The organism is Sulfuriflexus sp. (genome assembly GCF_032250955.1).
Taxonomy (GTDB): Bacteria; Pseudomonadota; Gammaproteobacteria; order AKS1; family AKS1; genus Sulfuriflexus.
Genome location: NZ_JAVVES010000027.1, coordinates 12,368 through 32,841 on the forward strand (window position 1 = coordinate 12,368; position 20,474 = coordinate 32,841).

The 20,474-nt window shown below is 54.4% G+C and carries 21 protein-coding genes and 1 tRNA gene; 15 read left to right on the forward strand and 7 right to left on the reverse strand.

Features of this window, described 5'->3' with window-relative positions:
• Positions 1-8: 8 nt before the first annotated feature.
• The 12 genes from ruvB to RQ738_RS06795 all read left to right on the forward strand — a co-directional run bounded on the left by ruvB (position 9) and on the right by RQ738_RS06795 (position 9,542).
• Positions 9-1,058, forward strand: coding sequence for a Holliday junction branch migration DNA helicase RuvB (ruvB, locus tag RQ738_RS06740; RefSeq protein WP_314163166.1), 1,050 nt, complete (start codon positions 9-11; stop codon positions 1,056-1,058).
• Positions 1,059-1,115: 57 nt separating this feature from the next.
• A complete protein-coding gene (ybgC, locus tag RQ738_RS06745) occupies positions 1,116-1,520 on the forward strand; it encodes a tol-pal system-associated acyl-CoA thioesterase (protein WP_314163168.1) in 405 nt (134 codons plus the stop codon).
• Positions 1,517-2,191 carry a protein TolQ gene (gene tolQ, locus RQ738_RS06750; protein WP_314163169.1) on the forward strand — a complete coding sequence of 225 codons (675 nt, stop codon included), beginning with the start codon at positions 1,517-1,519 and terminating at the stop codon, positions 2,189-2,191. The genes ybgC and tolQ overlap by 4 nt, the downstream gene beginning before the upstream one ends.
• On the forward strand, positions 2,191-2,610 hold the full coding sequence (gene tolR / locus RQ738_RS06755; protein WP_314163171.1) for a protein TolR: 420 nt from the start codon (positions 2,191-2,193) through the stop codon (positions 2,608-2,610). The genes tolQ and tolR overlap by 1 nt, the downstream gene beginning before the upstream one ends.
• 9 nt (positions 2,611-2,619) lie before the next feature.
• Positions 2,620-3,546 carry a cell envelope integrity protein TolA gene (tolA, locus tag RQ738_RS06760; protein WP_314163174.1) on the forward strand — a complete coding sequence of 309 codons (927 nt, stop codon included), beginning with the start codon at positions 2,620-2,622 and terminating at the stop codon, positions 3,544-3,546.
• Positions 3,546-4,868: a Tol-Pal system beta propeller repeat protein TolB gene (gene tolB, locus RQ738_RS06765; RefSeq protein ID WP_314163176.1), complete on the forward strand. Its 1,323-nt coding sequence runs from the start codon at positions 3,546-3,548 to the stop codon at positions 4,866-4,868. Before tolA ends, tolB begins: the two co-directional genes overlap by 1 nt.
• Before the next feature lie 20 nt (positions 4,869-4,888).
• On the forward strand, positions 4,889-5,431 hold the full coding sequence (pal, locus tag RQ738_RS06770) for a peptidoglycan-associated lipoprotein Pal (RefSeq protein ID WP_314163178.1): 543 nt from the start codon (positions 4,889-4,891) through the stop codon (positions 5,429-5,431).
• 6 nt (positions 5,432-5,437) lie between these two features.
• Positions 5,438-6,223: a tol-pal system protein YbgF gene (ybgF, locus tag RQ738_RS06775; protein WP_314163182.1), complete on the forward strand. Its 786-nt coding sequence runs from the start codon at positions 5,438-5,440 to the stop codon at positions 6,221-6,223.
• A 32-nt stretch (positions 6,224-6,255) separates the two neighbouring features.
• The gene (gene queE / locus RQ738_RS06780) at positions 6,256-6,900 is read left to right on the forward strand and encodes a 7-carboxy-7-deazaguanine synthase QueE (RefSeq protein WP_314163211.1); all 645 of its coding nucleotides are present in this window, start codon (positions 6,256-6,258) and stop codon (positions 6,898-6,900) included.
• A 407-nt stretch (positions 6,901-7,307) separates the two neighbouring features.
• Entirely contained in the window at positions 7,308-8,000 is a 693-nt protein-coding gene (gene queC / locus RQ738_RS06785; protein ID WP_314163188.1) for a 7-cyano-7-deazaguanine synthase QueC, read from the forward strand.
• A gap of 145 nt (positions 8,001-8,145) precedes the next feature.
• A complete protein-coding gene (locus tag RQ738_RS06790) occupies positions 8,146-9,408 on the forward strand; it encodes a YeeE/YedE family protein (RefSeq protein WP_314163192.1) in 1,263 nt (420 codons plus the stop codon).
• 58 nt (positions 9,409-9,466) lie between these two features.
• Positions 9,467-9,542: transfer RNA gene (locus tag RQ738_RS06795), tRNA-Lys, on the forward strand.
• A gap of 529 nt (positions 9,543-10,071) precedes the next feature.
• Here RQ738_RS06795 and soxB read toward each other — a convergent pair.
• The 6 genes from soxB to RQ738_RS06825 form a co-directional block, all read right to left on the reverse strand.
• Positions 10,072-11,832, reverse strand: coding sequence for a thiosulfohydrolase SoxB (soxB, locus tag RQ738_RS06800; RefSeq protein WP_314163196.1), 1,761 nt, complete (start codon positions 11,830-11,832; stop codon positions 10,072-10,074).
• A 269-nt stretch (positions 11,833-12,101) separates the two neighbouring features.
• Positions 12,102-12,944 (reverse strand): sulfur oxidation c-type cytochrome SoxA, encoded by an 843-nt coding sequence (gene soxA, locus RQ738_RS06805; protein ID WP_314163198.1) that lies wholly within the window; start codon positions 12,942-12,944, stop codon positions 12,102-12,104.
• Between the two features lie 30 nt (positions 12,945-12,974).
• Complete coding sequence (gene soxZ / locus RQ738_RS06810) at positions 12,975-13,286, reverse strand: thiosulfate oxidation carrier complex protein SoxZ (protein WP_314163216.1); 312 nt, start codon at positions 13,284-13,286, stop codon at positions 12,975-12,977.
• Between the two features lie 31 nt (positions 13,287-13,317).
• Positions 13,318-13,782, reverse strand: a complete 465-nt coding sequence (gene soxY / locus RQ738_RS06815) for a thiosulfate oxidation carrier protein SoxY (RefSeq protein ID WP_314163200.1) — start codon at positions 13,780-13,782, stop codon at positions 13,318-13,320.
• Between the two features lie 47 nt (positions 13,783-13,829).
• Entirely contained in the window at positions 13,830-14,201 is a 372-nt protein-coding gene (gene soxX, locus RQ738_RS06820) for a sulfur oxidation c-type cytochrome SoxX (RefSeq protein ID WP_314163202.1), read from the reverse strand.
• A 244-nt stretch (positions 14,202-14,445) separates the two neighbouring features.
• The gene (locus RQ738_RS06825) at positions 14,446-15,882 is read right to left on the reverse strand and encodes a M48 family metalloprotease (protein ID WP_314163204.1); all 1,437 of its coding nucleotides are present in this window, start codon (positions 15,880-15,882) and stop codon (positions 14,446-14,448) included.
• 235 nt (positions 15,883-16,117) lie between these two features.
• Between RQ738_RS06825 and RQ738_RS06830 the strand changes: the two genes are divergently transcribed.
• Both RQ738_RS06830 and dsrE2 read left to right on the forward strand, forming a co-directional pair.
• On the forward strand, positions 16,118-16,348 hold the full coding sequence (locus RQ738_RS06830) for a sulfurtransferase TusA family protein (protein ID WP_314163206.1): 231 nt from the start codon (positions 16,118-16,120) through the stop codon (positions 16,346-16,348).
• Between the two features lie 74 nt (positions 16,349-16,422).
• Positions 16,423-16,902, forward strand: a complete 480-nt coding sequence (gene dsrE2, locus RQ738_RS06835) for a sulfur carrier protein DsrE2 (protein ID WP_314163207.1) — start codon at positions 16,423-16,425, stop codon at positions 16,900-16,902.
• 177 nt (positions 16,903-17,079) lie between these two features.
• Here the strand turns inward: dsrE2 and RQ738_RS06840 are convergent, their stop codons facing one another.
• Positions 17,080-18,462: an OmpP1/FadL family transporter gene (locus RQ738_RS06840; RefSeq protein WP_314163208.1), complete on the reverse strand. Its 1,383-nt coding sequence runs from the start codon at positions 18,460-18,462 to the stop codon at positions 17,080-17,082.
• A 364-nt stretch (positions 18,463-18,826) separates the two neighbouring features.
• Between RQ738_RS06840 and RQ738_RS06845 the strand changes: the two genes are divergently transcribed.
• Positions 18,827-20,197: an OmpP1/FadL family transporter gene (locus RQ738_RS06845; protein WP_314163209.1), complete on the forward strand. Its 1,371-nt coding sequence runs from the start codon at positions 18,827-18,829 to the stop codon at positions 20,195-20,197.
• The last annotated feature ends 277 nt before the right edge of the window (positions 20,198-20,474 follow it).

Sequence of the window (20,474 nt, forward strand, 5' to 3'; positions counted from 1 at the left end):
AGACAACGATGATTGAATCGGATCGACTTGTAGAAGCCCAGGGCAGTGCCGAGGATGTGGCGGTTGACAACGCCATCCGCCCGGCGCGGCTGGCCGATTACGTTGGCCAGTCAGCGGTCTGCGAGCAGATGGAAATCTTTATCCACGCGGCGAAAAAGCGTGCAGAGGCCCTTGACCACGTGCTGCTGTTCGGCCCGCCCGGTCTGGGCAAGACGACCCTGGCGCACATCATTGCCAACGAGATGGGCGTGAATATGCGCCAGACCTCGGGGCCGGTGCTGGAACGCCCCGGTGACCTGGTTGCCCTGCTCACCAACCTTGAACCGAATGATGTCCTGTTTGTTGATGAGATCCACCGCCTCGGTGCCGTGGTCGAGGAGATTTTGTATCCGGCCATGGAAGACCGCCAGATCGACATCATGATCGGTGAAGGCCCCGCGGCGCGCGCCATCAAGCTCGACCTGCCACCGTTTACGCTGGTTGGCGCGACAACCCGCGCCGGCTTGCTGACCTCGCCCTTGCGGGACCGTTTCGGGATCGTGCAGCGCCTCGAGTTCTACAATACCGATGAGCTCTGCTCCATCGTCACGCGCAGCGCCGAGATATTGAATGTCGACATGGATGCCGGTGGCGCGCACGAGATCGCACGCCGCTCGCGTGGCACACCGCGCATCGCCAACCGCCTGCTGCGCCGCGTGCGCGATTATGCCGAGGTCAAGGCCAGCGGCCATGTCTCGGCCGAGGTGGCCGACAAGGCCATGCTGATGCTCAGTGTCGACAGCAACGGTTTTGATATGATGGACCGGAAACTGTTGCTGGCGATTATCAACAATTTCGATGGTGGCCCGGTAGGGGTTGATAACCTGGCGGCAGCGATCGGCGAAGAACGCGGCACGATCGAAGACGTCCTTGAGCCTTTCCTGATCCAGCAGGGCTTTATCATGCGCACCCCGCGTGGCCGCATGGCGACGCGTAACGCCTACCAGCATTTTGGCCTGCAAGCCGCTGTCGATGGGACGCAGCTGGATATCACTCTTGCTGAAGAGCCGGATGGTTAAATGCAGTGGAATTATTTGCCTGCTTGCGAGTCAATATAACGAGGAAATAGAAAAACTGTGACTGATTTCCTGTGGTTGATACGCGTTTACTACGAAGATACGGACAGTGGCGGTGTGGTCTATTACGCCAATTACCTCAAGTTCATGGAGCGGGCACGTACCGAGATGTTACGGCACAAGGGTTTTGAACAGGATCGCCTGCGCGAGGAAGACCAGCTGTTGTTTGTGGTGCGTGCGGTGGAGATGGACCTGTTACAACCCGCCCGGTTTAACGACCGCTTGCGAGTCAAGACCCGGATTGCCGACTCAACACGAACCAGTCTCACCTTTGCACAAACTATTTACCGGGATGGTGAAGAAAAGCCGCTCTGCAGTGGCAGGATCCGTGTGGCCTGTATCGACGCCCAGCGCTGGAAACCGGTCGCTATTCCGCAACAAATCATACAGGAGCTCATGGCTTGAACGCTGATCTAAGTCTTTATCACATGCTGACGGGCGCCAGTCCCGTTGTGCAACTGGTCATGCTGTTATTACTGCTGGCCTCGGTCATATCCTGGAGTATGATCATTCGCAAATCGCGGGACATGAAAAAGGCCATGCGCGCCGCCGATGAATTTGAAGCGCGCTTCTGGTCCGGCAAGAAACTCAGTGAACTATATGAGCAAATGGGTTCGGGCAGGCGTAGCTCAATTGGCATGGCAGCGATCTTCGAGGCCGGTTTTCGGGAGTACGTGCGCCTGCGCCAGAAGAGCAACAGTGACCCGCAGTTTGTTCTCGCCGGTGCGCAACGTTCCATGCGCGTCGCCTTGATGCGCGAGATGGATGTGGTTGAGGCCAACCTGTCGTTTCTTGCCACGGTCGGCTCCACCAGTCCCTACGTGGGCCTGTTTGGCACGGTATGGGGGATCATGAATTCCTTCCGCGCCCTCGGCAATGTGCAGCAGGCGACCCTCGCCAGTGTCGCCCCGGGGATCGCCGAGGCCCTGATTGCCACCGCCATGGGCCTGTTTGCCGCGATCCCGGCCGTGATCGCCTATAACCGCTATTCACACGGGGTGGAACGCCTCGAGAATCGCTACGAGACCTTTATGGAAGAGTTTTCCACCATCCTGCAACGCCAGGCGCACGACTGATGGGCAGACGTCAGCGCAAAAAGCCGATAAGTGAAATCAACGTTGTTCCCTATATTGACGTCATGCTGGTTCTGCTTATTATCTTTATGGTGACCACGCCATTGCTTACCCAGGGCGTAGCCGTGGATTTGCCGCAGGCCGATGCTAACCCGGTGGACAGCAAGAATCTCGAGCCCTTGGTCATCACGGTTGATGTTGACGGCAATTATTATGTGAGTATCGGCGATGATCAGGACAAGCCGATTGACAATGAGGCACTGGTGCAACGGGTGGCCGCAGTCATGCAGTACAAACCGGGCACACCAGTGCTGGTGCGGGGTGATGAAAATGTCAATTATGGCAAGGTGGTGGTGGCAATGACCCTGATCCAGCAGGCCGGCGCACCGAATGTCGGTCTGCTGACCGAATCACCGCGCTAAGGTCGACGAATGTTTCGGGTAATACGCAACAACCTGGTTCCTATTCTGATCGCGCTTGCGGTGCATGCTGTCCTGTTCCTGATGCTATTTATCGGTTTCGACTGGACGCCCAAGCCGGCCACGTTGCAAAACCAGCCGAATGTGGTCAAGGCCACGGCCGTGGATGCCGGCAAGGTCAAGGCCGAACTCGACAGGCTCAAGCAAGCGGAACGGCAGAAACAGCAGCAGGAAGCAGCGCGCATTGACAAGCTCAAACAACAGGAACGGGAGATGCAACAGCGCCGTGCCGCGGAAGAAAAAAACCTCGCCGAGCTGAAGAAAAAGCGCGCCGCCGAGGAAAGGCGTCAGCAGCAAGAGCAGCAGCGGCTGCAGAAGATAAAAGAGGAAAAGGCGGCACTCGAGCAAAAACGGCTGGCGGAACAAAAACTCCTGGCCGAGCTTGAGCGCAAGCGAAAAGTCGAGCAGGCCGAAGCAAAGAAAATCGCCGAGGCAAAGAAAGCCGCCGAGGCAAAGAAGGCTGCCGAGGCAAAGAAAGCCGAAGAAGAGGCAAGGCGCAAGGCGGCGGAAGCGAAACGCCGCGAAGATGAGCGTCGGCAGGCATTAATGGCGCAACTCGATGCCGAAGAAACCGAGCGTGCCGAGGCCGCTGCCCAGGGCGAGATAGACAAGTCCCTGGCCCTGATCAGGCAGAAGGTGACGCGTCACTGGCTAAAACCGGCCGGGGTGCCCAAGGGGCTGGCCTGTACCGTGCGGGTGCATATCATCCCCGGCGGCGATGTCGTTGGCGTGACGATCATCAAGAGCAGCGGTAATGCGGTTTTTGACCGCAGTGTCGAGAGTGCGGTGCGTAAGGCGGCGCCTTTGCCCTTACCGGCTGACCCGGCGGTGGCGGCACGTATGCGCGAAATAGATTTTGAATTTATACCGGAGGCATGATGAAGCTGAGACATCTGTTGAGTATTGTATGTGGCGGGTTGTGGCTCATAATGAGCCTGCCGTTGCAGGCCGCATTGACGATCCAGATCACCGAGGGGGTCGTGGGTGCCATGCCGATCGCGATTGTACCGTTTGACAACAGCACCTTGAAATCCCCTCTGCCCTATAACCTGAGTGACATTATCACTACCGATCTCGGGCGCAGTGGCCGTTTTGCCCCCATGCCGGAACAGGACCTGATCGCCCGCCCGCACGATGGCAGTGCGGTACGTTTTGCCGACTGGCGGCTGTTGAACATGGAAAGCCTTGTGGTCGGGCGGCTGCGTGAGCTTGGAGGGGCGCGTTACGAGGTGCAGTTCCAGTTGTTTGATGTTTTCAAGGGCGAGCAACTGGCCGGTTACAGCATCGCCTTTGCAGCCGATGATGTACGCCGTACGGCGCACCGCATAAGCGATTTGATTTACGAAAAACTGACAGGGCAACGCGGGGCCTTCAGTACCCGTATCGCTTATATCACTGCCATCAAGGCCGCCGACAAGAGCAGGGAGTACCGGCTCAGCATTGCCGATGCCGACGGTTTCAATGAGCAGGTCATTCTCGATTCAAAGCAACCACTGATGTCACCGTCGTGGTCACCGGATGGAGAAAAGCTGGTCTATGTCACCTTCGAGTCAGGGCGTCCCGAGATATTTGTTCAGGAGGTCTTTAGCGGCGAGCGCCGGCGCATCACTGACTTCCCCGGGCTGAATAATGCCCCGGTCTGGTCACCCGACGGACGTTATCTGGCCATGACCCTGTCGAAGACCGGCAACCCCGAGGTGCATACATATAATCTGCAAACCGGTGCCCTGAGCCAGGTTACCCGGCATCCAGGGATCGATACCGAGCCAAACTGGTCGCCGGACGGACGTAAGCTGGTGTTTACCTCGGATCGGGGTGGCCGACCGCAACTTTATATGGTGAACATGAGCGGGGCTAATAAAAGCGGTCAGCCGCAGCGGCTGACCTTCGAAGGCGAATATAACAGCCGTGGCACATTTTCCCCGGACGGCCAACGCCTGGCCATGGTGCATGGTCAGCAAGGCGCGTTTCGTATCGCGGTACTGGAACTGGCCAGCCGCAACCTGCAGGTGTTGACCGATAGCCGCCTGGACGAGTCACCCAGTTTTGCACCGAATGGCAGCATGATTATTTATGCTACCGAAAGCCAGAACCGCGGGGTGCTGGCTGCGGTATCTGTAGACGGTCGCGTCCACCAGCGACTGGAACTGCAACAGGGCGATGTGCGGGAACCCGCCTGGTCGCCATTTAGTACCCAATAATGTTAGACAAGGAGCAGAATATGAAAACGTTAAGCAGATTATCCATCGTCCTCTTGCCGGTGATGTTGTTCGCCGGTTGTGAAAGCCTGGGCACCCAGGAAGGCGCGACAGTTGAAGACCGTGGCACCATTGCCGAAGGTGCGGAGGGCGCCGAAGGTGCGCAGGCACGTGGTGCCCGGGCTGGCACTGCCTTCGAGGGTCATCCACTCGAGGACCCGGCCAGCCTGTTGTCACAGCGCGTGATTTATTTTGATTTTGACAGTGCCTCGATCCGTGCCGCGGATCGTCCCGTGTTGCAGGCCCATGCCGAATACCTGGCTGGTCACGGCGCGGCCACGGTCAGCCTGGAAGGCCATACCGATGAACGGGGTAGCCGTGAATATAATATCGCCCTCGGTGAACGACGTGCCAAGGCCGTGCGTCAGCTGTTACTATTCCAGGGTGCGAGCCCTGTTCAGCTGGAAACCGTGAGTTTTGGTGAAGAGCGCCCGCTGGCCGATGGTCATGATGAGAGTGCCTGGCAACAGAACCGTCGCGTCGAGATTAATTACAAAACACGATAAACGCTTATGAAACCGCATCGATATCAAGGTTCTGCCTTACTCCTGGCCCTGTGTTGCAGTGCCGGCCTTTTTCTCACATCCCCGGTTGTGGCTGAAGAGAGCCTGGAGCAACGCGTCACGCGGATGGAGAAGCTGCTCGAAAGCCAGGGCCTGGTGGATCTATACCTGCGCCTTGAGGCCTTGCAACAGGAAGTCCAGATGCTGCGTGGCGAGGTAGAACAGCACGGTTTCGATATGAAGGGCATCAAGCAACGCCAGCGCGACCTGTACCTGGATATCGACCGTCGACTCGGTCAGCTCGAGAATGGCCGGCCTGCCGTATCCCCGGGCTCCCCGGCCAAGTTGCCGGAGTCAACAGCGCCGACAGCCCCGCGTGAGCAGGGAAATCCGGCAACGGCTAATCCAGGCACCGAGGAAAAGGCCTATCGCGAGGCCTTTGATTTACTCAAGGAGGGGCGTTACGAGCCGGCCAGGAACCGTTTTACAGACTTTGTGGTCAGGTACCCGAACAGCGGTTATGCGGATAATGCCCAGTACTGGATAGGCGAGATTAATTATGTCACCCGTGCCTTTGAGCAGGCGATTGTTGAGTTTCAAAAAGTGCTGGATAATTACTCGAGTAGCCAGAAACAGGCCGATGCCTTGCTCAAGATTGGCTATTGCCATTATGAATTAAAGAATTTTGCCAAGGCTCGCGAGGCCTTGCAAGCGGTGATCACGCGTTTCCCGAAAACGACCCCGGCAGGCCTGGCGGAAAAACGGCTGCAGCAGTTGAAGAACCAGGGGCAGTAAATCGGCGTTGTCGGTAACGACACTGTTTTCTCATCATGAGTCGTCTGCGTATAACAGAGATATTCTATTCCCTGCAGGGCGAGGCGCGTAGCGTCGGCTGGCCGACAGTATTCATACGCCTGACCGGTTGTCCGTTACGATGCAGTTACTGCGATACCACTTATGCCTTTCAGGGTGGTGAGTGGCTGTCGCTGGACGAGATACTCAGGCAGGTCGCCTCTTATGACTGCCGGCATGTCTGTGTTACCGGCGGCGAACCACTGGCGCAGAAGGCCTGTGCCGAGCTGCTGACGAAGCTCTGCGATGCCGGTTACGCAGTGTCACTGGAAACCAGTGGCGCGCTGGATATCAGCGTGGCCGACACCCGGGTCAGCCGGGTCATGGATTTAAAAACCCCTTCCTCCGGTGAAGTCAGCAAAAACGATTACACCAATATTGAACATCTGCAGGAGCAGGATCAGGTCAAATTTGTGATCGCTGACCGTGCCGACTATGACTGGTCATGTGCCCAGGTAAGCGAACACGACCTGACCTCACGTTGTGAGGTGCTGTATTCGCCGGTGCAGGGCAAACTCGCGCCGCGCCAACTGGCCGACTGGATACTCGCCGATCACCTGCCGGTGAGAATGCAGGTGCAGATGCACAAGCTGCTCTGGGGCGACAAACCGGGACATTGAATAATTGATGAATGATGAATGATGAATGATGAATGATGAATGATGAATCACTGCTGTCTCGTTAATTCCCTCTCCCTTCGGGAGAGGGTTAGGGTGAGGGGATATAGATTGGATAACACATTGTTTTATTTACTCCCTCATCCTGGCCTTCTCCCGAAGGGAGAAGGGATAACGCCGATTAGAGGATGATGAAACCTCATGTGTTCATGCGTTTCAATCAACCTGTTTGCCTTCTTTATCCGAAGCTTACTGCTTGTCTGGCTTATGTTAATGGGACAGCAGTGATGATGGATGATGATTTTCCTGGCGTCCTTTGCGATCCAGCGCGATGTTCAGGATGAACGAGTGTCGTGAAGTGCATGGACGCACGAGAGCGACCCTCTGCGTTGGGCTTTTAATATAAATCGATGAATGAAGTGACAAAAAAGAAAAGGGCGGTAGTGCTGGTTTCCGGCGGCCTGGACTCGGCGACGACGCTGGCGATTGCCCGGGCCGAGGGTTATGACTGTTTCGCGCTCAGTTTTGATTATGGCCAGCGACACGTGGCGGAGCTGGCGGCGGCCGATCGTGTGACGGATATGCTCGGCGTGGCTGAACATAAACGTGTCTATCTGGATCTGGGTACGATAGGTGGCTCGGCACTGACGGAGGCCTGTATCGATGTCCCCAAAGATGGTGTGCAGCCAGACACCATCCCGGTGACCTACGTGCCGGCACGCAATACCGTGTTTCTCTCCATTGCCCTCGGCTGGGCGGAGGTACTCGGTGCGCAGGATATCTTTATCGGGGTGAATGCGGTGGACTATTCCGGTTACCCGGATTGCCGCCCGGCGTTTATCCGTGCCTTTGAGCAGGTTGCCAATCTGGCTACCAGGGCTGGTGTCGAAGGGCAGCACTTTCATATCCACACGCCCCTGATCGATCTCAGCAAGGCCGAAATCATTCGCATGGGCACCGATCTGGGCATCGACTATGCCCGGACCATCTCCTGCTACGATGCCGATATCAAGGGACAGGCCTGTGGTGAATGCGACTCTTGCCGCTTGCGTCGGCAAGGTTTTGCAGCAGCAGGCCTCCCGGACCCCACGTTATACCGTTAACCTCATGTAATTTATAATAAAAAATAGCAGAATGTGACATGTGACGAGGTTCGGGTTACAATGCTCGCCACTTCGTCAGCATGGCGATAGACGTTTTTGTACGACAAAATAAAATTTATCCAGCGTTCAAGAAGAGGAACGGAATATGTTGTTTGAGGATTTCGCATCGGCCCAGTCAGCCCTGCTATGGGGCACGTTTGTTATCGCGCTGATCATGGGCGCGGTCGTCAACAAGACCAACTTTTGCACCATGGGGGCAATCTCGGATATCGTCAATATCGGTGACAATGGTCGTATGCGCGCCTGGCTGTTCGCTGTCGCCATAGCCATGATTGGCGTGGCCATTTTTGAAGCCACCGGTATGGCCAGTGTCGACGGCAGCTTCCCCCCCTATCGCGCCAGCACGCTGATTTGGGCCGAAAACCTGCTTGGCGGCATCATGTTCGGTGTCGGCATGACCTTCGCGAGTGGTTGCGGCAACAAGACCCTGATACGTATCGGCGGCGGCAACCTGAAGTCTGTTCTGGTTCTCCTGGTGATTGGTGTAATTGCCTATTACATGATTAACCCGTTCCCGGGCACCGACATCACCCTGATGTCAGCCCTGTTTTATGACTGGATTCGCCCACTGGCCATCAACCTGACGGGCCCGCAGGATCTGGGCTCGCTTCTTGGCGGCGAGAATGCCGCGCAGATGCGCACCTGGTTAGGTCTCGGCCTCGGGCTGCTCCTGGCTATCTATGCCCTTCGCTCCACGAATTTTCGCAAGAGCTTCGACAATGTCCTGGCCGGCCTGGTTGTCGGTGGCGCCATCCTGGCCGCCTGGTACCTGACAGACAACATCGGGGTCAGCATGGATGGTGAAATCATGTCCTTGCGCGAGGTCGTTGCAAACTGGGGCTTCCTGATGGATGGTCCGGCAGGCAAGCCTGATTCGATTGCGCCCTGGAGCACCCAGTCGTTTACCTTTATCAACCCGATGGGCCAGACCCTGGGTTATGCCGCCGAGGGCTTCAATTACAGCATGCTGACCTTCGGCATTATGGCATTGACGGGTGTGATTGCCGGCTCCTTCCTCTGGGCGCTGGTCAGCAAGAGCTTCCGTATCGAGTGGTTTGTGAACGCGAAGGATTTCTTCATGCACCTGATTGGTGCCGTGCTGATGGGTTTTGGTGGCGTACTGGCGGTAGGTTGCACCATTGGTCAGGCCATTACCGGCACGTCGACACTGGCCGTAGGCTCGATGATCGCCTTTGCCGGCATCGTCTTCGGCAGCGCCATGACCATGAAGATCCAGTACTACAAGCTGGTTTACGAGGAAGAGGCAACTTTCACCAAGGCCTTTGTCTCGTCGATGTGTGACATGCGTATGCTGCCAAACGGTCTGCGCAAGCTGGAAGCGGTTTAATACGGCTTCCGGACTTGTTATTCCAGCAGAGTCGGGTATTATGCCGACTCCTTTTTAAGGGCCGTTAGCTCAGCTGGTAGAGCACCGGACTTTTAATCCGATGGTCGGGCGTTCGAATCGCCCACGGCCCACCATAAAAGCAAAGGCTTACCTGTAATGGGTAAGCCTTTTTGCCTTGAACCATCGGAGATGGTTAAGGTACTCATAATGAATCCCGAAGGGATTCTGTGAGTGGTGAATCTGTAAGCCAAGAAAGTTTATATAAACACAGATCTATCATCGCCACGGACATCGGAGATTGCCCTGAACCTTCGGAACGAAGGTTAGGGTATCCATGATGAACCTGTAAGGTTCTATGGTGTGTTAAGGTTGCCCTGACGCTGGAAGCGTAGGGTACTCACAACAGAGCCGATAAGATCTTGTGAGACAGCATGATGAAGCCCGAAGGGATTCTGTGAGTGGTGAATCTGTAAGCCAAGAAAGCTTATATAAACACAGATCTATCAACGTCTCGACTCATCGGAGAATGTCCTGACTCCGGAAGTTTACAGGGGTTCCGCAATTGACCAATCACAGGGGCAGAGTAACCTGGTAATCATTAATGGCCAAAAAAAAGGCCCCGCACTACGGCGGGGCCTTTTCGTTACTGCTATCAGAACGGTATCAGGCGATACCCGGGTTACCGGTAACGTTCTTGATCTTTGGTACATTGAGGTCAATGCTACTGATGACTTTCTTCGAACGCAGATACTCGGAGGTCACTTCCCAGATGGGCTTGCCGTCAGCTTCCGTAAGTTCACGACCGACGCTGGCCCAGCCGGCCACCTTGTATGTGCGGTTCGGATCAAGTGGCTGCCCGTTGAGTTCCATGTCTGAAATACGATTACCAATGGTACCGACCGGGTCGATGCTGTACTTGAGACCGCCAACGCGAACCATGTCACCACCTTGCTGGTAGTAAGGGTCTTCGTTGAAGAGGTTATCGGCAACGTCTTCGAGGATGGTCTTGATGGTTTCTGCAGACATCTCATTAACCGTCACAATCGGGTAGGTCATGGCAGTCTGGGTAGCCACTTCCTCGAAGGTGATTGGCTGTCCTGGCAGGACGCTAACCCCCCAGCGGAAGCCGGGTGAGAAGGAAATCTCGGCATCTTCGACTTCGATCATGGAGTCACAAATGAGTTGGTCAAAGGTACCGTTGAAGTTACCGCGGCGGTACAGGAGTTCCTCGGTAACGGCCAGCTCTTCATTGAGTTCGCTGAGGAACGGTGCGCGGACCTGGTCAATGTAGGACTGCATTTGAGGGTCGGGCTCGAGCATGTTCGAGAATACCGGCAGCAGCTTGTATTTGAAGTCGCGAACCTTGCCGTTCTTGACGTCAAAGTCAAGGACGGAGAGGAACTTGGTATTCGATCCGGAATTGATAACCAGGGTGGTGCCACCGGAATTGCTGACCTTGACCGGCTCGGGAACAGCGTCATGGGTATGACCACCCATGATGGCGTCAATGCCGGTAACCCGGCTGGCCATCTTCAGGTCAACGTCTATGCCGTTATGCGAGACGACAACCACGACCTGGGCGCCATCGGCACGGGCCTGGTCGACAACTTCCTGCATGTTGTCGTCGCGGACACCGAAGCTCCAGTCAGGCACCATGAAGCGCGGGTTGGCGATTGGTGTGTAGGGGAAGGACTGGCCGATTACGGCGACCGGAATGCCATTCTGCTCCTTGATCACATAAGGCTTGAAGACCCGCTCGGCAAAGGCCGTATCAACCACGTTCTGGGTAACAAAGTCGATATGCCCCTTGAAGTCATTTTCCAGCACTTCACGGACGCGTTCGGCACCGTAGGTGTATTCCCAGTGACCGGTCATGATATCGACGCCGAGCAGTTTCTGCGCGTCTATCATGTCCTGTGCGTTGGTGCGCAGGGCAGTCCATGAACCTTGCCACGTGTCGCCACCGTCAAGCAGTAGTGACCCCGGGCGCTGCGCACGGATGTTCTTCACCAGTGTGGCGAGATGGGCAAAACCACCCACCTTGCCGAACTTCTCTGCGGCCTCGACGAAGTCGATATAGGTATAGGCATGGGCCCATGCGGTGTCTGGTTTGATACCGTAGAACTTCAGCAGTTCCTCGCCGACGATATGCGGCGGCCTGCCATACATGCCGGCGACGCCCAGATTGATGTTTGGCTCGCGGAAGTAAACCGGCATAAGCTGTGCATGACAATCGGTATAGTGCATAAACGAGACGTTGCCGAAGGCTGGCATCTCGTAAATATTGGTGGAGGCCGCGGTGGCCTTGGTGCCGCTGGCAGGCAGCTGCTGTTTGTCTGAACCCGGCTCACAGCCACTCAGGTTCATGCCTGATGCGCTGGCCACAGCCAGCATCTGCAGGAATTCTCGACGAGAAATATTCATTAGGCTCTCAATCCTCCGTTCATGATTTCGATATGTGCCCGTTCTGTTATAGGGCCTTTTTATCAGACCTCAGGTTTTATGTTGCGCCATGTTGTTATTGCTCGGCGGCACGGCTAACTATCTTATTTTAGCCGATTTTGTATTCCGGCCTCAATGCCAAATGCGGGTGATTTACCTTTATTTTTAGAATCTTTGGGGTTTTTTCCGGCGGCCGGGCATAAAAAAAGCCCAACCAGAAGGTTGGGCTTTTTTGCGAACAAGAAACCGTCTTACTGGCGGTTACTTGGCGCGTTCAGCTTCAGGCCGTTAGACATGTAGGTGTGGAAGTACTCGAGGTTGGTGTACTCCGAACCTTGTGCCTTGAATGGCTTGGCGCGAACCTGCTTGTTACAACCACCGTAACGACGGTGCATGGTACCCAGACCACCCCACTTCGAACGGAAGACCGGGAAGTTGGTTGCCTGGCCTAAGCCGGCACTGAGGATGTTTGCGCGGATATACTTGCCTGCAGCATCAAAGTGACAGTGTGCACAAGAGAAGTTCAGTTGACCGCGACGGGCGAAGTAGAACTGCTTGCCGTCATTATAGGCAGCCAGTGCACCTGGATCATTAGGTACCTTGACGTTGATGGCCTTACCACGTGAAGTGTTCTTCAGATAAGCAGACAGTTGCGCCAGCTTGCCTTTTTTCCACCCCAGCGGCTTTTCGCCATTTTTGGTACGACACTCGTTCAGCTCGGCTTCAAAGGTCTTGACCTTTTGGGCCCTGGCATCCCAGTACGGGTAGTTCTGGGCAATGCCCTTGCCACCGTTCTTGAAACAGCTGGCATAGGTCTTGCCATTGGCGAAAGGTGTGTTGTATTCCTTTTCACCGGCACTAATGTCCAGCTCATAAGGAGGAAACTCCTCAATCGCCTGCCAGGCTTCGTACATGTTTTCATCGTAGATGTAGATACCGTCAGCATAGTCGTCCAAAGTCTTGCCGGCAGGCAGTTTCTTTGTAAAGTAGCTGCGGTAATTTTTCAGATCTTCCTTGGGACCAGCCTGGGCAGCCATTTGTGCTCCAGCAACCAGACCCAGAGTGGTCATCGTGATAATGATTTTCTTCATCATTGTTTATTCTCCTCCAGATTACGGGCTGGCTTAGCGGATTTGAGCTTCTTCCGAAGCGCTCTCACCCTTGTTGTCGACCCAGCTGATCTTGATGGTGTCGCCCTTGTTGCCACCCTTGAACTTGAATGACAGGTAAGGGTTCTTTGAGATCGCCGGACCCCACAGGGCCGTCAGCACGTTGTTGCCGTTGTGCTCACAGTTTACTTCCTGAATGAAGTGCGCCGGGATCTTCTCGCCGGTCTTCTTGTTTTTCTGCAGACCGGTGTGCATTGGATGACTCATCAGGGCCTTGACCGTGACTGAGTCCTGCTTTGCAGTGGCGCGGATTTTAATAGACATAATAATTTCCTCTCTGAATTCCTGTTTGCCTTAGTTAGCCGCCGCAGCCGCCGATGGTCACCTTGACGTCTTTGCTGGCGCTGTAGACCTTGCCACCGGCCTTGACGACAGCGATGACCTGCGAGGTCTTGCCCATCTTGATGCGGGTGGAGACAAAGCCTTCTGCACTGCTGCCGAGATCAAAGCTGGCACACAGCGGTGAGGCGTTGGCAGCGGCCAGAATCGAGATGCTCTCGATACCTGGATGACCGGCGGTGACGCTGACCGGTACGACGGCACCGTTTTCGGCGATGTCCGGGGCCTTGATCTTGATATCCGTGCTGGCCGCGGCGGCGGTGGTGCCGAACAGGGTGCTCATGGCGCTATCCACGCCCTTGGCTTCAAAGGCGGCCTTTGGCCAGGCGGCCAGGACGCTTTGCGGGGTGAGCAGGCCTGCGCCCACTGCTACAGCAACGGCGCTACCGGCCATGCTGCCTTTGAGGAATGTTCTACGTTCCATAGTGTTTCACCTTTCTATTCTGTAATCGTTGCTATGAAAGACGGGGCTTAAAGTGTGTAAAGCCAATCAATGACGTTTTCGATTTCTTTCTCGGAAAGAACGCCATGCTTACCGAAAGGAATCATCAGTGTGTCCGGGTTGTTTGACTCCGGGTCACTCACTTGCTGACGCAACTTGTTGCGATCCGGGAAACGCGCCTTCATAGCAACCAGTGGTGGCCCAATGTTACCGGCCATTGCGGCGCCTTCATAAGCATGACAGGCGAAGCAGTTACCTTTTTTGCGGTTTTCAGCAACCTTCTTGCCAGCTTCGGCAGAGGTCATTTCTTTTGCGCTTACAGCTTGTGGTGCAAGCGTGAAGCTTCCCATCAGTACAGCAATTGCACTGGCAGTAGCTATTTTCTTTGCGACATTCCGCATCGCTCTCCTCCTAAGGTCTTTCTGTTTAGAGTATGGTTTACGTAAGTTTAGGAATACTTCAGCTTCTCTTTGCTAACTTATAATCGTTATTTATAGAGAAAACCCGAGCCTTACGCGGTGTAAGTTGTGTATTTCCATGCCCAACGTAAGCCATAGCATACCGAAGTGACGGGCAATCGCAAGTGCTATCTATGAGTAGATGTATATCAGAAAATTCTAATTAACTGCATTAGCATGGTGGTCGCTAATTGGCATTTTCTTCACGTTCGAGCAGGCGGAGTTGATCGCGGCGGGCCTGTACTTTCGAGAGTTCAAAGAAATTATCTGTCTTCAGGCCCAGGGCAATATCAAGCTGGCGGATGGCCGCTCGGGTCTCGCCATTGAGGTAGAGATGTTCAGCAAGTGACTGGTGTGCCTCGACGGGATATCCGGCTTCACCCTCGGCCACGGCCAAGAGCTGGTAGAGCGAGGCATCCGGTGTGCGCTCCCGGACATATTGGTGCAGCAATTGACGCGCCTCGGCAGCACGGCCGAGCCGCAACAGGGCACGGGCATAGCTTACCGTCAGGCTGTGGTCCCGGGGATATACCTTCAGTGCCTGTTGAAAGGCCTGCAGGCCAGCCTGGTTTTTGCCAGCCTCGATCATGAGCCGGGCGCGGGCGAGGAGAAAATTTGCCTGCTCCGGGTGTTGTTTGAGGAGTTTATCGAGCTCGGCCTCGGCCTGCTCCAGGCGACCGGCCTTGCTGAGAGCCAGGGCGTAGCCATAGCGGGTGGCGATTTCATTATTATATTGCCCGGTAGCAAGAAGCTTTTCGTAATAGGCCACGTTATGTGGCTGTCCGGTCGCCGGACGGAGTTTTTCGCGGATGAGGTGATATTCGAGACTGTCAGTATATTGCCGGTAAGGATAGCTCTCGGCGCGGGAACGGGCATTGGCGATGCGTGATACGGTGACCGGATGGGTACTAAGAAATTCCGGTGGCTGGCTATAATAGCGTGAGGCCTGTTGCAGGCGTTCAAAAAATACAGTCATTGCCCGGGGATCGAAATCCGCCTCGGCCAGGGTCCGGATGCCTATATGGTCGGCCTCGTTTTCATTGGAGCGGGTAAAGTCAAGCTGGGCCTGCATGGCGGCGGCCTGCGAGGCGGAAAGGGTTGCCCGACCCATTTCGCTGTTTTGGGAACCTATAATGATGGCGGCAATGATGCCGGCCAGGGTTGGCAGGTTGAGATTACTTTGTGCCTCAAAGGCCCGGGCGATGTGGCGCTGGGTGATGTGGGCAATTTCATGGGCAAAGACCGAGGCCAGTTCACTCTCGGACTCACTGGCCGTGATAAGCCCGGCGTTCATGCCAATAAAACCACCGGGAGCGGCGAAGGCATTGATCCGTGAGTCATCAACGACAAAAAAAGTGAAATCCCGGGTGGGATTGTCACTGGTTGCCACGAGCCGGTTGCCCAGGTTACGGACGTATTCGCTGATCTCGGGGTCCTCGATCAACTGGTAATTGAGCCGGATGCGTCGCAAAAACTCAGTGCCGATGCGCTGTTCCTGCTCGGGAGAAAGTATCGCCCCGGCACTGTCACCCATGTCAGGCAAGCGAATATTTTCAGCCTGCAACAAGGCCGGCAGGCATGCCAGCAGTAGATATAGCGATTTATATATAAGGCGTAAGTTCATGAATCACGTGGGAATTATGAGGTTGGCTTGATATAAGACAACAATAAGGGCTTTGCAGTTCAGATGCCAGTAAATATATACTCCGGGTTCGCTATTGGTGGATCTGGCACGAACTGTGCGGGCTTGCCTTTATTATAAACTTATCATATAAGTGTACCCTTTAATTCTAATATCCCTGTCCGGGACCTGCCAGCGCAGGCACCTGACGATAAAAATCTTGTAAGGAGATTGAAAAATGGCTGATTTTGATCAAGAACTCGACGCATCCGGTCTGAACTGTCCGCTGCCAATTCTGCGTGCGAAGAAAACCCTCGCCGGCATGTCGACAGACCAGGTGCTTCGCATCGTTGCAACTGACCCGGGTTCAGTAAAGGATTTCGAGGCTTTTGCCAAGCAGACAGGTAATGAGCTCCTGGACTCTGGTGAAGAAGGCGGCAAATTCGTTTTCCGTATCAAGAAGGCCTAGTTGGGCATTATTGTTGGGCCCAGACGCGACGAGCCTGACTTCCAAGTAACATAAAGCTCACAAGGAGAGTCATTATGTCGGAAAAGAAACTCGCAATTATCGCGACCAAAGGCACACTGGATTGGGCCTACCCACCGTTTATTCTTGCCTCAACAGCGGCCGCGCTGGGTTATGAGACACAGATATTTTTCACCTTTTACGGTCTGCAGTTGATGCGTAAGGATCTGAACCTGAAGGTCAGCCCGCTGGGCAACCCGGGTATGCCCATGCCGATGGGCATGGACAAGTGGTTCCCGGTACTGGGTACCGCGCTTCCAGGTATGGAAGCGGTCATGACCAGCATGATGAAGGCGAAGATGAAATCCAAGGGCGTGGCAAGTGTGGAAGAGTTGCGCGAACTGTGTATTGAAGCAGATGTGAAGATGATTGGTTGCCAGATGACAGTCGACCTGTTCGATTTCACGCATGACAACTTTATTGACGGCCTGGAATATGGTGGTGCCGCGACCTTCTTCGAGTTCGCCGGTGAGTCTGATATCTGTTTGTATATCTAAATCAGGATAGGATTTCCGATTTTGATATAAAAGAAGCCCGGCATCGCCGGGCTTCTTTTTGCCTCGAACCATCGGAGATGGTTGAGGTTGCCCTGACGCTGGAAGCGTAGGGTACTCACAATGGAGCCGATAGGATCCTGTGAGCCAGGAAATCATCAATCATAAATCATCAATTCCCTAAAACGCCCAACGTGCCTGGGCACTGATGATATCCACATCGAGTCTCCATTCACCGATAAGGGCACCGCGCAAGAGGTCTTCACCGGCAGCAGTTTTATTGACCTTCGCATCCTTGATGAACAAGTGTGCATAACCAACATCAATGGTCAGTTTGTCAGATGATTGATAACTGAACCCGAGCGATACCCAGGTACGGTCATTGTCCGGAATACGCGGGGTACGGGCCGCGGCATCGGGTATCGGGCTTTCATCGAGGGCGATACCTGCGCGCCAGGTCCAGCGATTGTCGGGGCGGTAACTCACGCCCAGTGAATAGCGGTTGCTGTCTCGCCAGTTGGTGGTAACGACCGAATCAGCTGCCACGGAATCAAACTCGATACGCAGTTCATCCAGCAGGCTCCAGTTGGTCCAGGTGATGTCGCCGTTCACTGACCATTTGCCGTCTATGGCATGACTGAAACCGATGGACAGCGAGTCCGGCAGGGTGATCTTTGCCGTTGCGTCGGTATCGACCAGGCCCTGGGCGGCAGCAATTGCCGCGGCATTAGCGGGTGTTTGGAATTCGGCCTCGCCTTCGAGCCGGTGTTTCACACGCGAGCGGTAAGCCGCGCCAAGGCGTGTTTGCGGTGTAGCCTGCCACATGAAACCCAGGTTATAGCCCCAGCTCCAGTCATCACCCGTCACCTCGGCCTCACCGTCATTCGCCTGCGGTGCCAGGTTCAACGCAGCACAGGTGCCGCCCGGCAAGGTCATGGTGACATTCTCGCCGAGGAAGCAGATGCCACCAAAATCCACGGCATTGGTTAGCCGCGCCTCGATATACTGCGCATTAACACCAAAGCCGATACTCAGGGTATCGCTGGGCCTGAATGCCAGTGACGGGTTGAGGTTAACGGTCTTTAATTCCGAGGCAAGCGCATGGTAGCGGCCCACCCAGCCATTGTCGTAGTCCGTGGCCAGACCGAAGGGGGCATTCATGCCGAAGCCGAATGTCCATTGTTGATTGAGGGGGCGACTATAGTAAAAATTGGGTACGACAGCCGTTACCCCGGCATTACCGCCATTTTCATTATTCACATCGAGTGGCGCGGTGGTGAAATGGGTGGAAGCCTGATCAGTGAAGCGGGCGCTGGGAATAATGATATGCGCGGCAACATTGGCCTGCGAACCCTCCAGGTAAGCCAGGCCGGCCGGGTTGAAAAAGACCGTTGAGGCGTCTTCCGCATTGGCAGGGCTGCCGGCAAAGGCATTACCCAGTCCCCTGACGCTGTGCTCGATAATGGCAAAGCCCGCTGCATGGGCATTTTTCGTTGCCACGCCCAGACCGAGTATTAAGATAGCAAAAGCGGCTTTTAATGTTTCCTGGTTGGATAGCGACATGTTGAATCCTCTGGCGGGATATGCTTTTAATTTTTAAAGGGTTATTTTCCTGAATAATGTCGGCACGCGCGGTAATTGTAAAGTGAATGCCCCAGGCTTGAATATTAGAATACGTTAATATAAATATTAGTATGTACTAATAATCATAATAAAATCAGCATCTAAGAAGAAATATTTACGTAAAAGGCTTGACTTGATGCGTGCAGAGAAAGACACTGTTGCCATTACGCACAGGGGTGTAGGTTATACGCAACATGGGCAGTCTCAGATTGCATATGTCCCGGCACAGAAGCGGCCTGTGTACTAATAAAATCTAAACAAATTTTGAACCAGGTGTTGTCTTTAATTTGGGAGGAGACACTCAATGAAATCCAGCAAGCATTTGCTCGCCGCTGCCGTCGCAGCTACTTTCATGGTGCCGATGTCGGCATCCGCTACTAATGGCTACTTTGGTATTGGCTACGGCGCCAAGGCCCGCGGTGTGGCCGGCGCCACCACCGCTATGCCACAAGACTCCATGGCTGCTGCCGTGAACCCCGCCGGTATGGCGCATGTGGGTGAGCGTGCCGACCTTAATGTTGAGGTGTTTTCACCGGTTCGTGAGGCACAGAGTGCCTTTGCTAAGAATAACCCTAACCCGGCATTGGCGACGGGGACGAACTTGAATTCAGATAGCGGAATGAATGGCTTTATCATTCCTTCCGGTGGCTATGTCCGCAATATTGATGACCAGCTGACTGCCGGTATCACTATTTATGCTAATGGTGGTATGAACACGTTTTACGATGATGACACAGTTATAGGTAAAAATTTATTTGGTTCGAATGGTAAGTTGGGCGTTGATCTGGCGCAGCTGGTTTTTGCCCCTACCATTGCTTACAAGATTAACGAAAGTCATACGGTGGGTGCTTCCCTGTTGGTCGGTTACCAGCGCTTTAAGGCTTATGGTCTGCAGAATTTCTGTGGTTTGAAAGGTGATGGTACATGTAATCCTAATACAGGTGCCGGTGTTGGCTCGAAAGCCGCAAACGCAGGCTTGACCAACCAGGGATATGATGATGCCTGGGGCTATGGTCTGCGCGTCGGTTGGCAGGGCAAGATGAGTGACAATGTCACCTTGGGTGCCGCTTACTCATCCAAGATCTACATGGGCGAGTTTGATAAATACGATAAGCTCTTTGCCGAACAGGGTGATTTTGATATCCCGGCTAACTGGTCTATCGGTATCGCTGCCAAGGTAACACCAAAGACAACGGTGTCATTCGATATCCAACAAATCGATTACAGTGATGTGAACTCCATTGCAAACCATGGTCCAACGACTTCCGGCGCTAATGTATTTGCCGAAGGTCAGGGGTTCCTGGGCACAAATAATGGACTTGGATTTGGTTGGGATGATATGACCATTTTCAAGCTCGGCATGGTCTATGAGCATGATGCGCACTTTACTTACCGTCTGGGTGTGAGCCACACCGAACAGCCGATTGGTAATGATGAGATTACCTTTAATATTCTGGCACCAGCGGTTATTGAGGACCACATTACGGCTGGTTTCACTTACCGCCCAACGGGTAAGGATGATAACGAGATAAACGTTGCCTTTATGCATGCTCTCAACAATGAAGAGCGTGGTGATTTCCCGCAGGCCTTCGGTGGTAGTGGTCCAGGTACGGGTGAATCTCGAATTGAGATGTACCAGAACGCCGTGGAAATTGGTTATTCCTGGAAGTTCTAAGACAAGCTTTATCGTTGTATAAAAAGGGGCCCGAGAGGGCCCTTTTTTTATGCCCCATCAACCCCGTAGGTCGGATATACTGTATGCTCACATACATAATCCGACGTGCCTATGCTAAATTCGGTGATGGAATTATTTCAGGGGCTCCGCAGGTTAGACCCCTACGGTGAATTTACTTCATTCCTGCTATTAACTTTCGCGTCGGATTACGCGCCTTCGCGCTAATCCGACCTTGTATCTCTCTCGATAGGCTGTTTAGCTATCAGCGTATCAGGGT

Excerpts from the sequence above, each read along its gene's own strand:
- ruvB (WP_314163166.1), top strand. The coding sequence starts at position 9 with ATGATTGAATCGGATCGACTTGTAGAAGCCCAGGGCAGTGCCGAGGAT.
- tolR (WP_314163171.1), top strand. The coding sequence starts at position 2,191 with ATGGGCAGACGTCAGCGCAAAAAGCCGATAAGTGAAATCAACGTTGTT.
- tolA (WP_314163174.1), top strand. The coding sequence starts at position 2,620 with ATGTTTCGGGTAATACGCAACAACCTGGTTCCTATTCTGATCGCGCTT.
- tolB (WP_314163176.1), top strand. The coding sequence starts at position 3,546 with ATGAAGCTGAGACATCTGTTGAGTATTGTATGTGGCGGGTTGTGGCTC.
- pal (WP_314163178.1), top strand. The coding sequence starts at position 4,889 with ATGAAAACGTTAAGCAGATTATCCATCGTCCTCTTGCCGGTGATGTTG.
- ybgF (WP_314163182.1), top strand. The coding sequence starts at position 5,438 with ATGAAACCGCATCGATATCAAGGTTCTGCCTTACTCCTGGCCCTGTGT.
- queC (WP_314163188.1), top strand. The coding sequence starts at position 7,308 with ATGAATGAAGTGACAAAAAAGAAAAGGGCGGTAGTGCTGGTTTCCGGC.
- RQ738_RS06790 (WP_314163192.1), top strand. The coding sequence starts at position 8,146 with ATGTTGTTTGAGGATTTCGCATCGGCCCAGTCAGCCCTGCTATGGGGC.
- soxB (WP_314163196.1), bottom strand. The coding sequence starts at position 11,832 with ATGAATATTTCTCGTCGAGAATTCCTGCAGATGCTGGCTGTGGCCAGC.
- soxA (WP_314163198.1), bottom strand. The coding sequence starts at position 12,944 with ATGATGAAGAAAATCATTATCACGATGACCACTCTGGGTCTGGTTGCT.
- soxY (WP_314163200.1), bottom strand. The coding sequence starts at position 13,782 with ATGGAACGTAGAACATTCCTCAAAGGCAGCATGGCCGGTAGCGCCGTT.
- soxX (WP_314163202.1), bottom strand. The coding sequence starts at position 14,201 with ATGCGGAATGTCGCAAAGAAAATAGCTACTGCCAGTGCAATTGCTGTA.
- RQ738_RS06825 (WP_314163204.1), bottom strand. The coding sequence starts at position 15,882 with ATGAACTTACGCCTTATATATAAATCGCTATATCTACTGCTGGCATGC.
- RQ738_RS06830 (WP_314163206.1), top strand. The coding sequence starts at position 16,118 with ATGGCTGATTTTGATCAAGAACTCGACGCATCCGGTCTGAACTGTCCG.
- dsrE2 (WP_314163207.1), top strand. The coding sequence starts at position 16,423 with ATGTCGGAAAAGAAACTCGCAATTATCGCGACCAAAGGCACACTGGAT.
- RQ738_RS06840 (WP_314163208.1), bottom strand. The coding sequence starts at position 18,462 with ATGTCGCTATCCAACCAGGAAACATTAAAAGCCGCTTTTGCTATCTTA.
- RQ738_RS06845 (WP_314163209.1), top strand. The coding sequence starts at position 18,827 with ATGAAATCCAGCAAGCATTTGCTCGCCGCTGCCGTCGCAGCTACTTTC.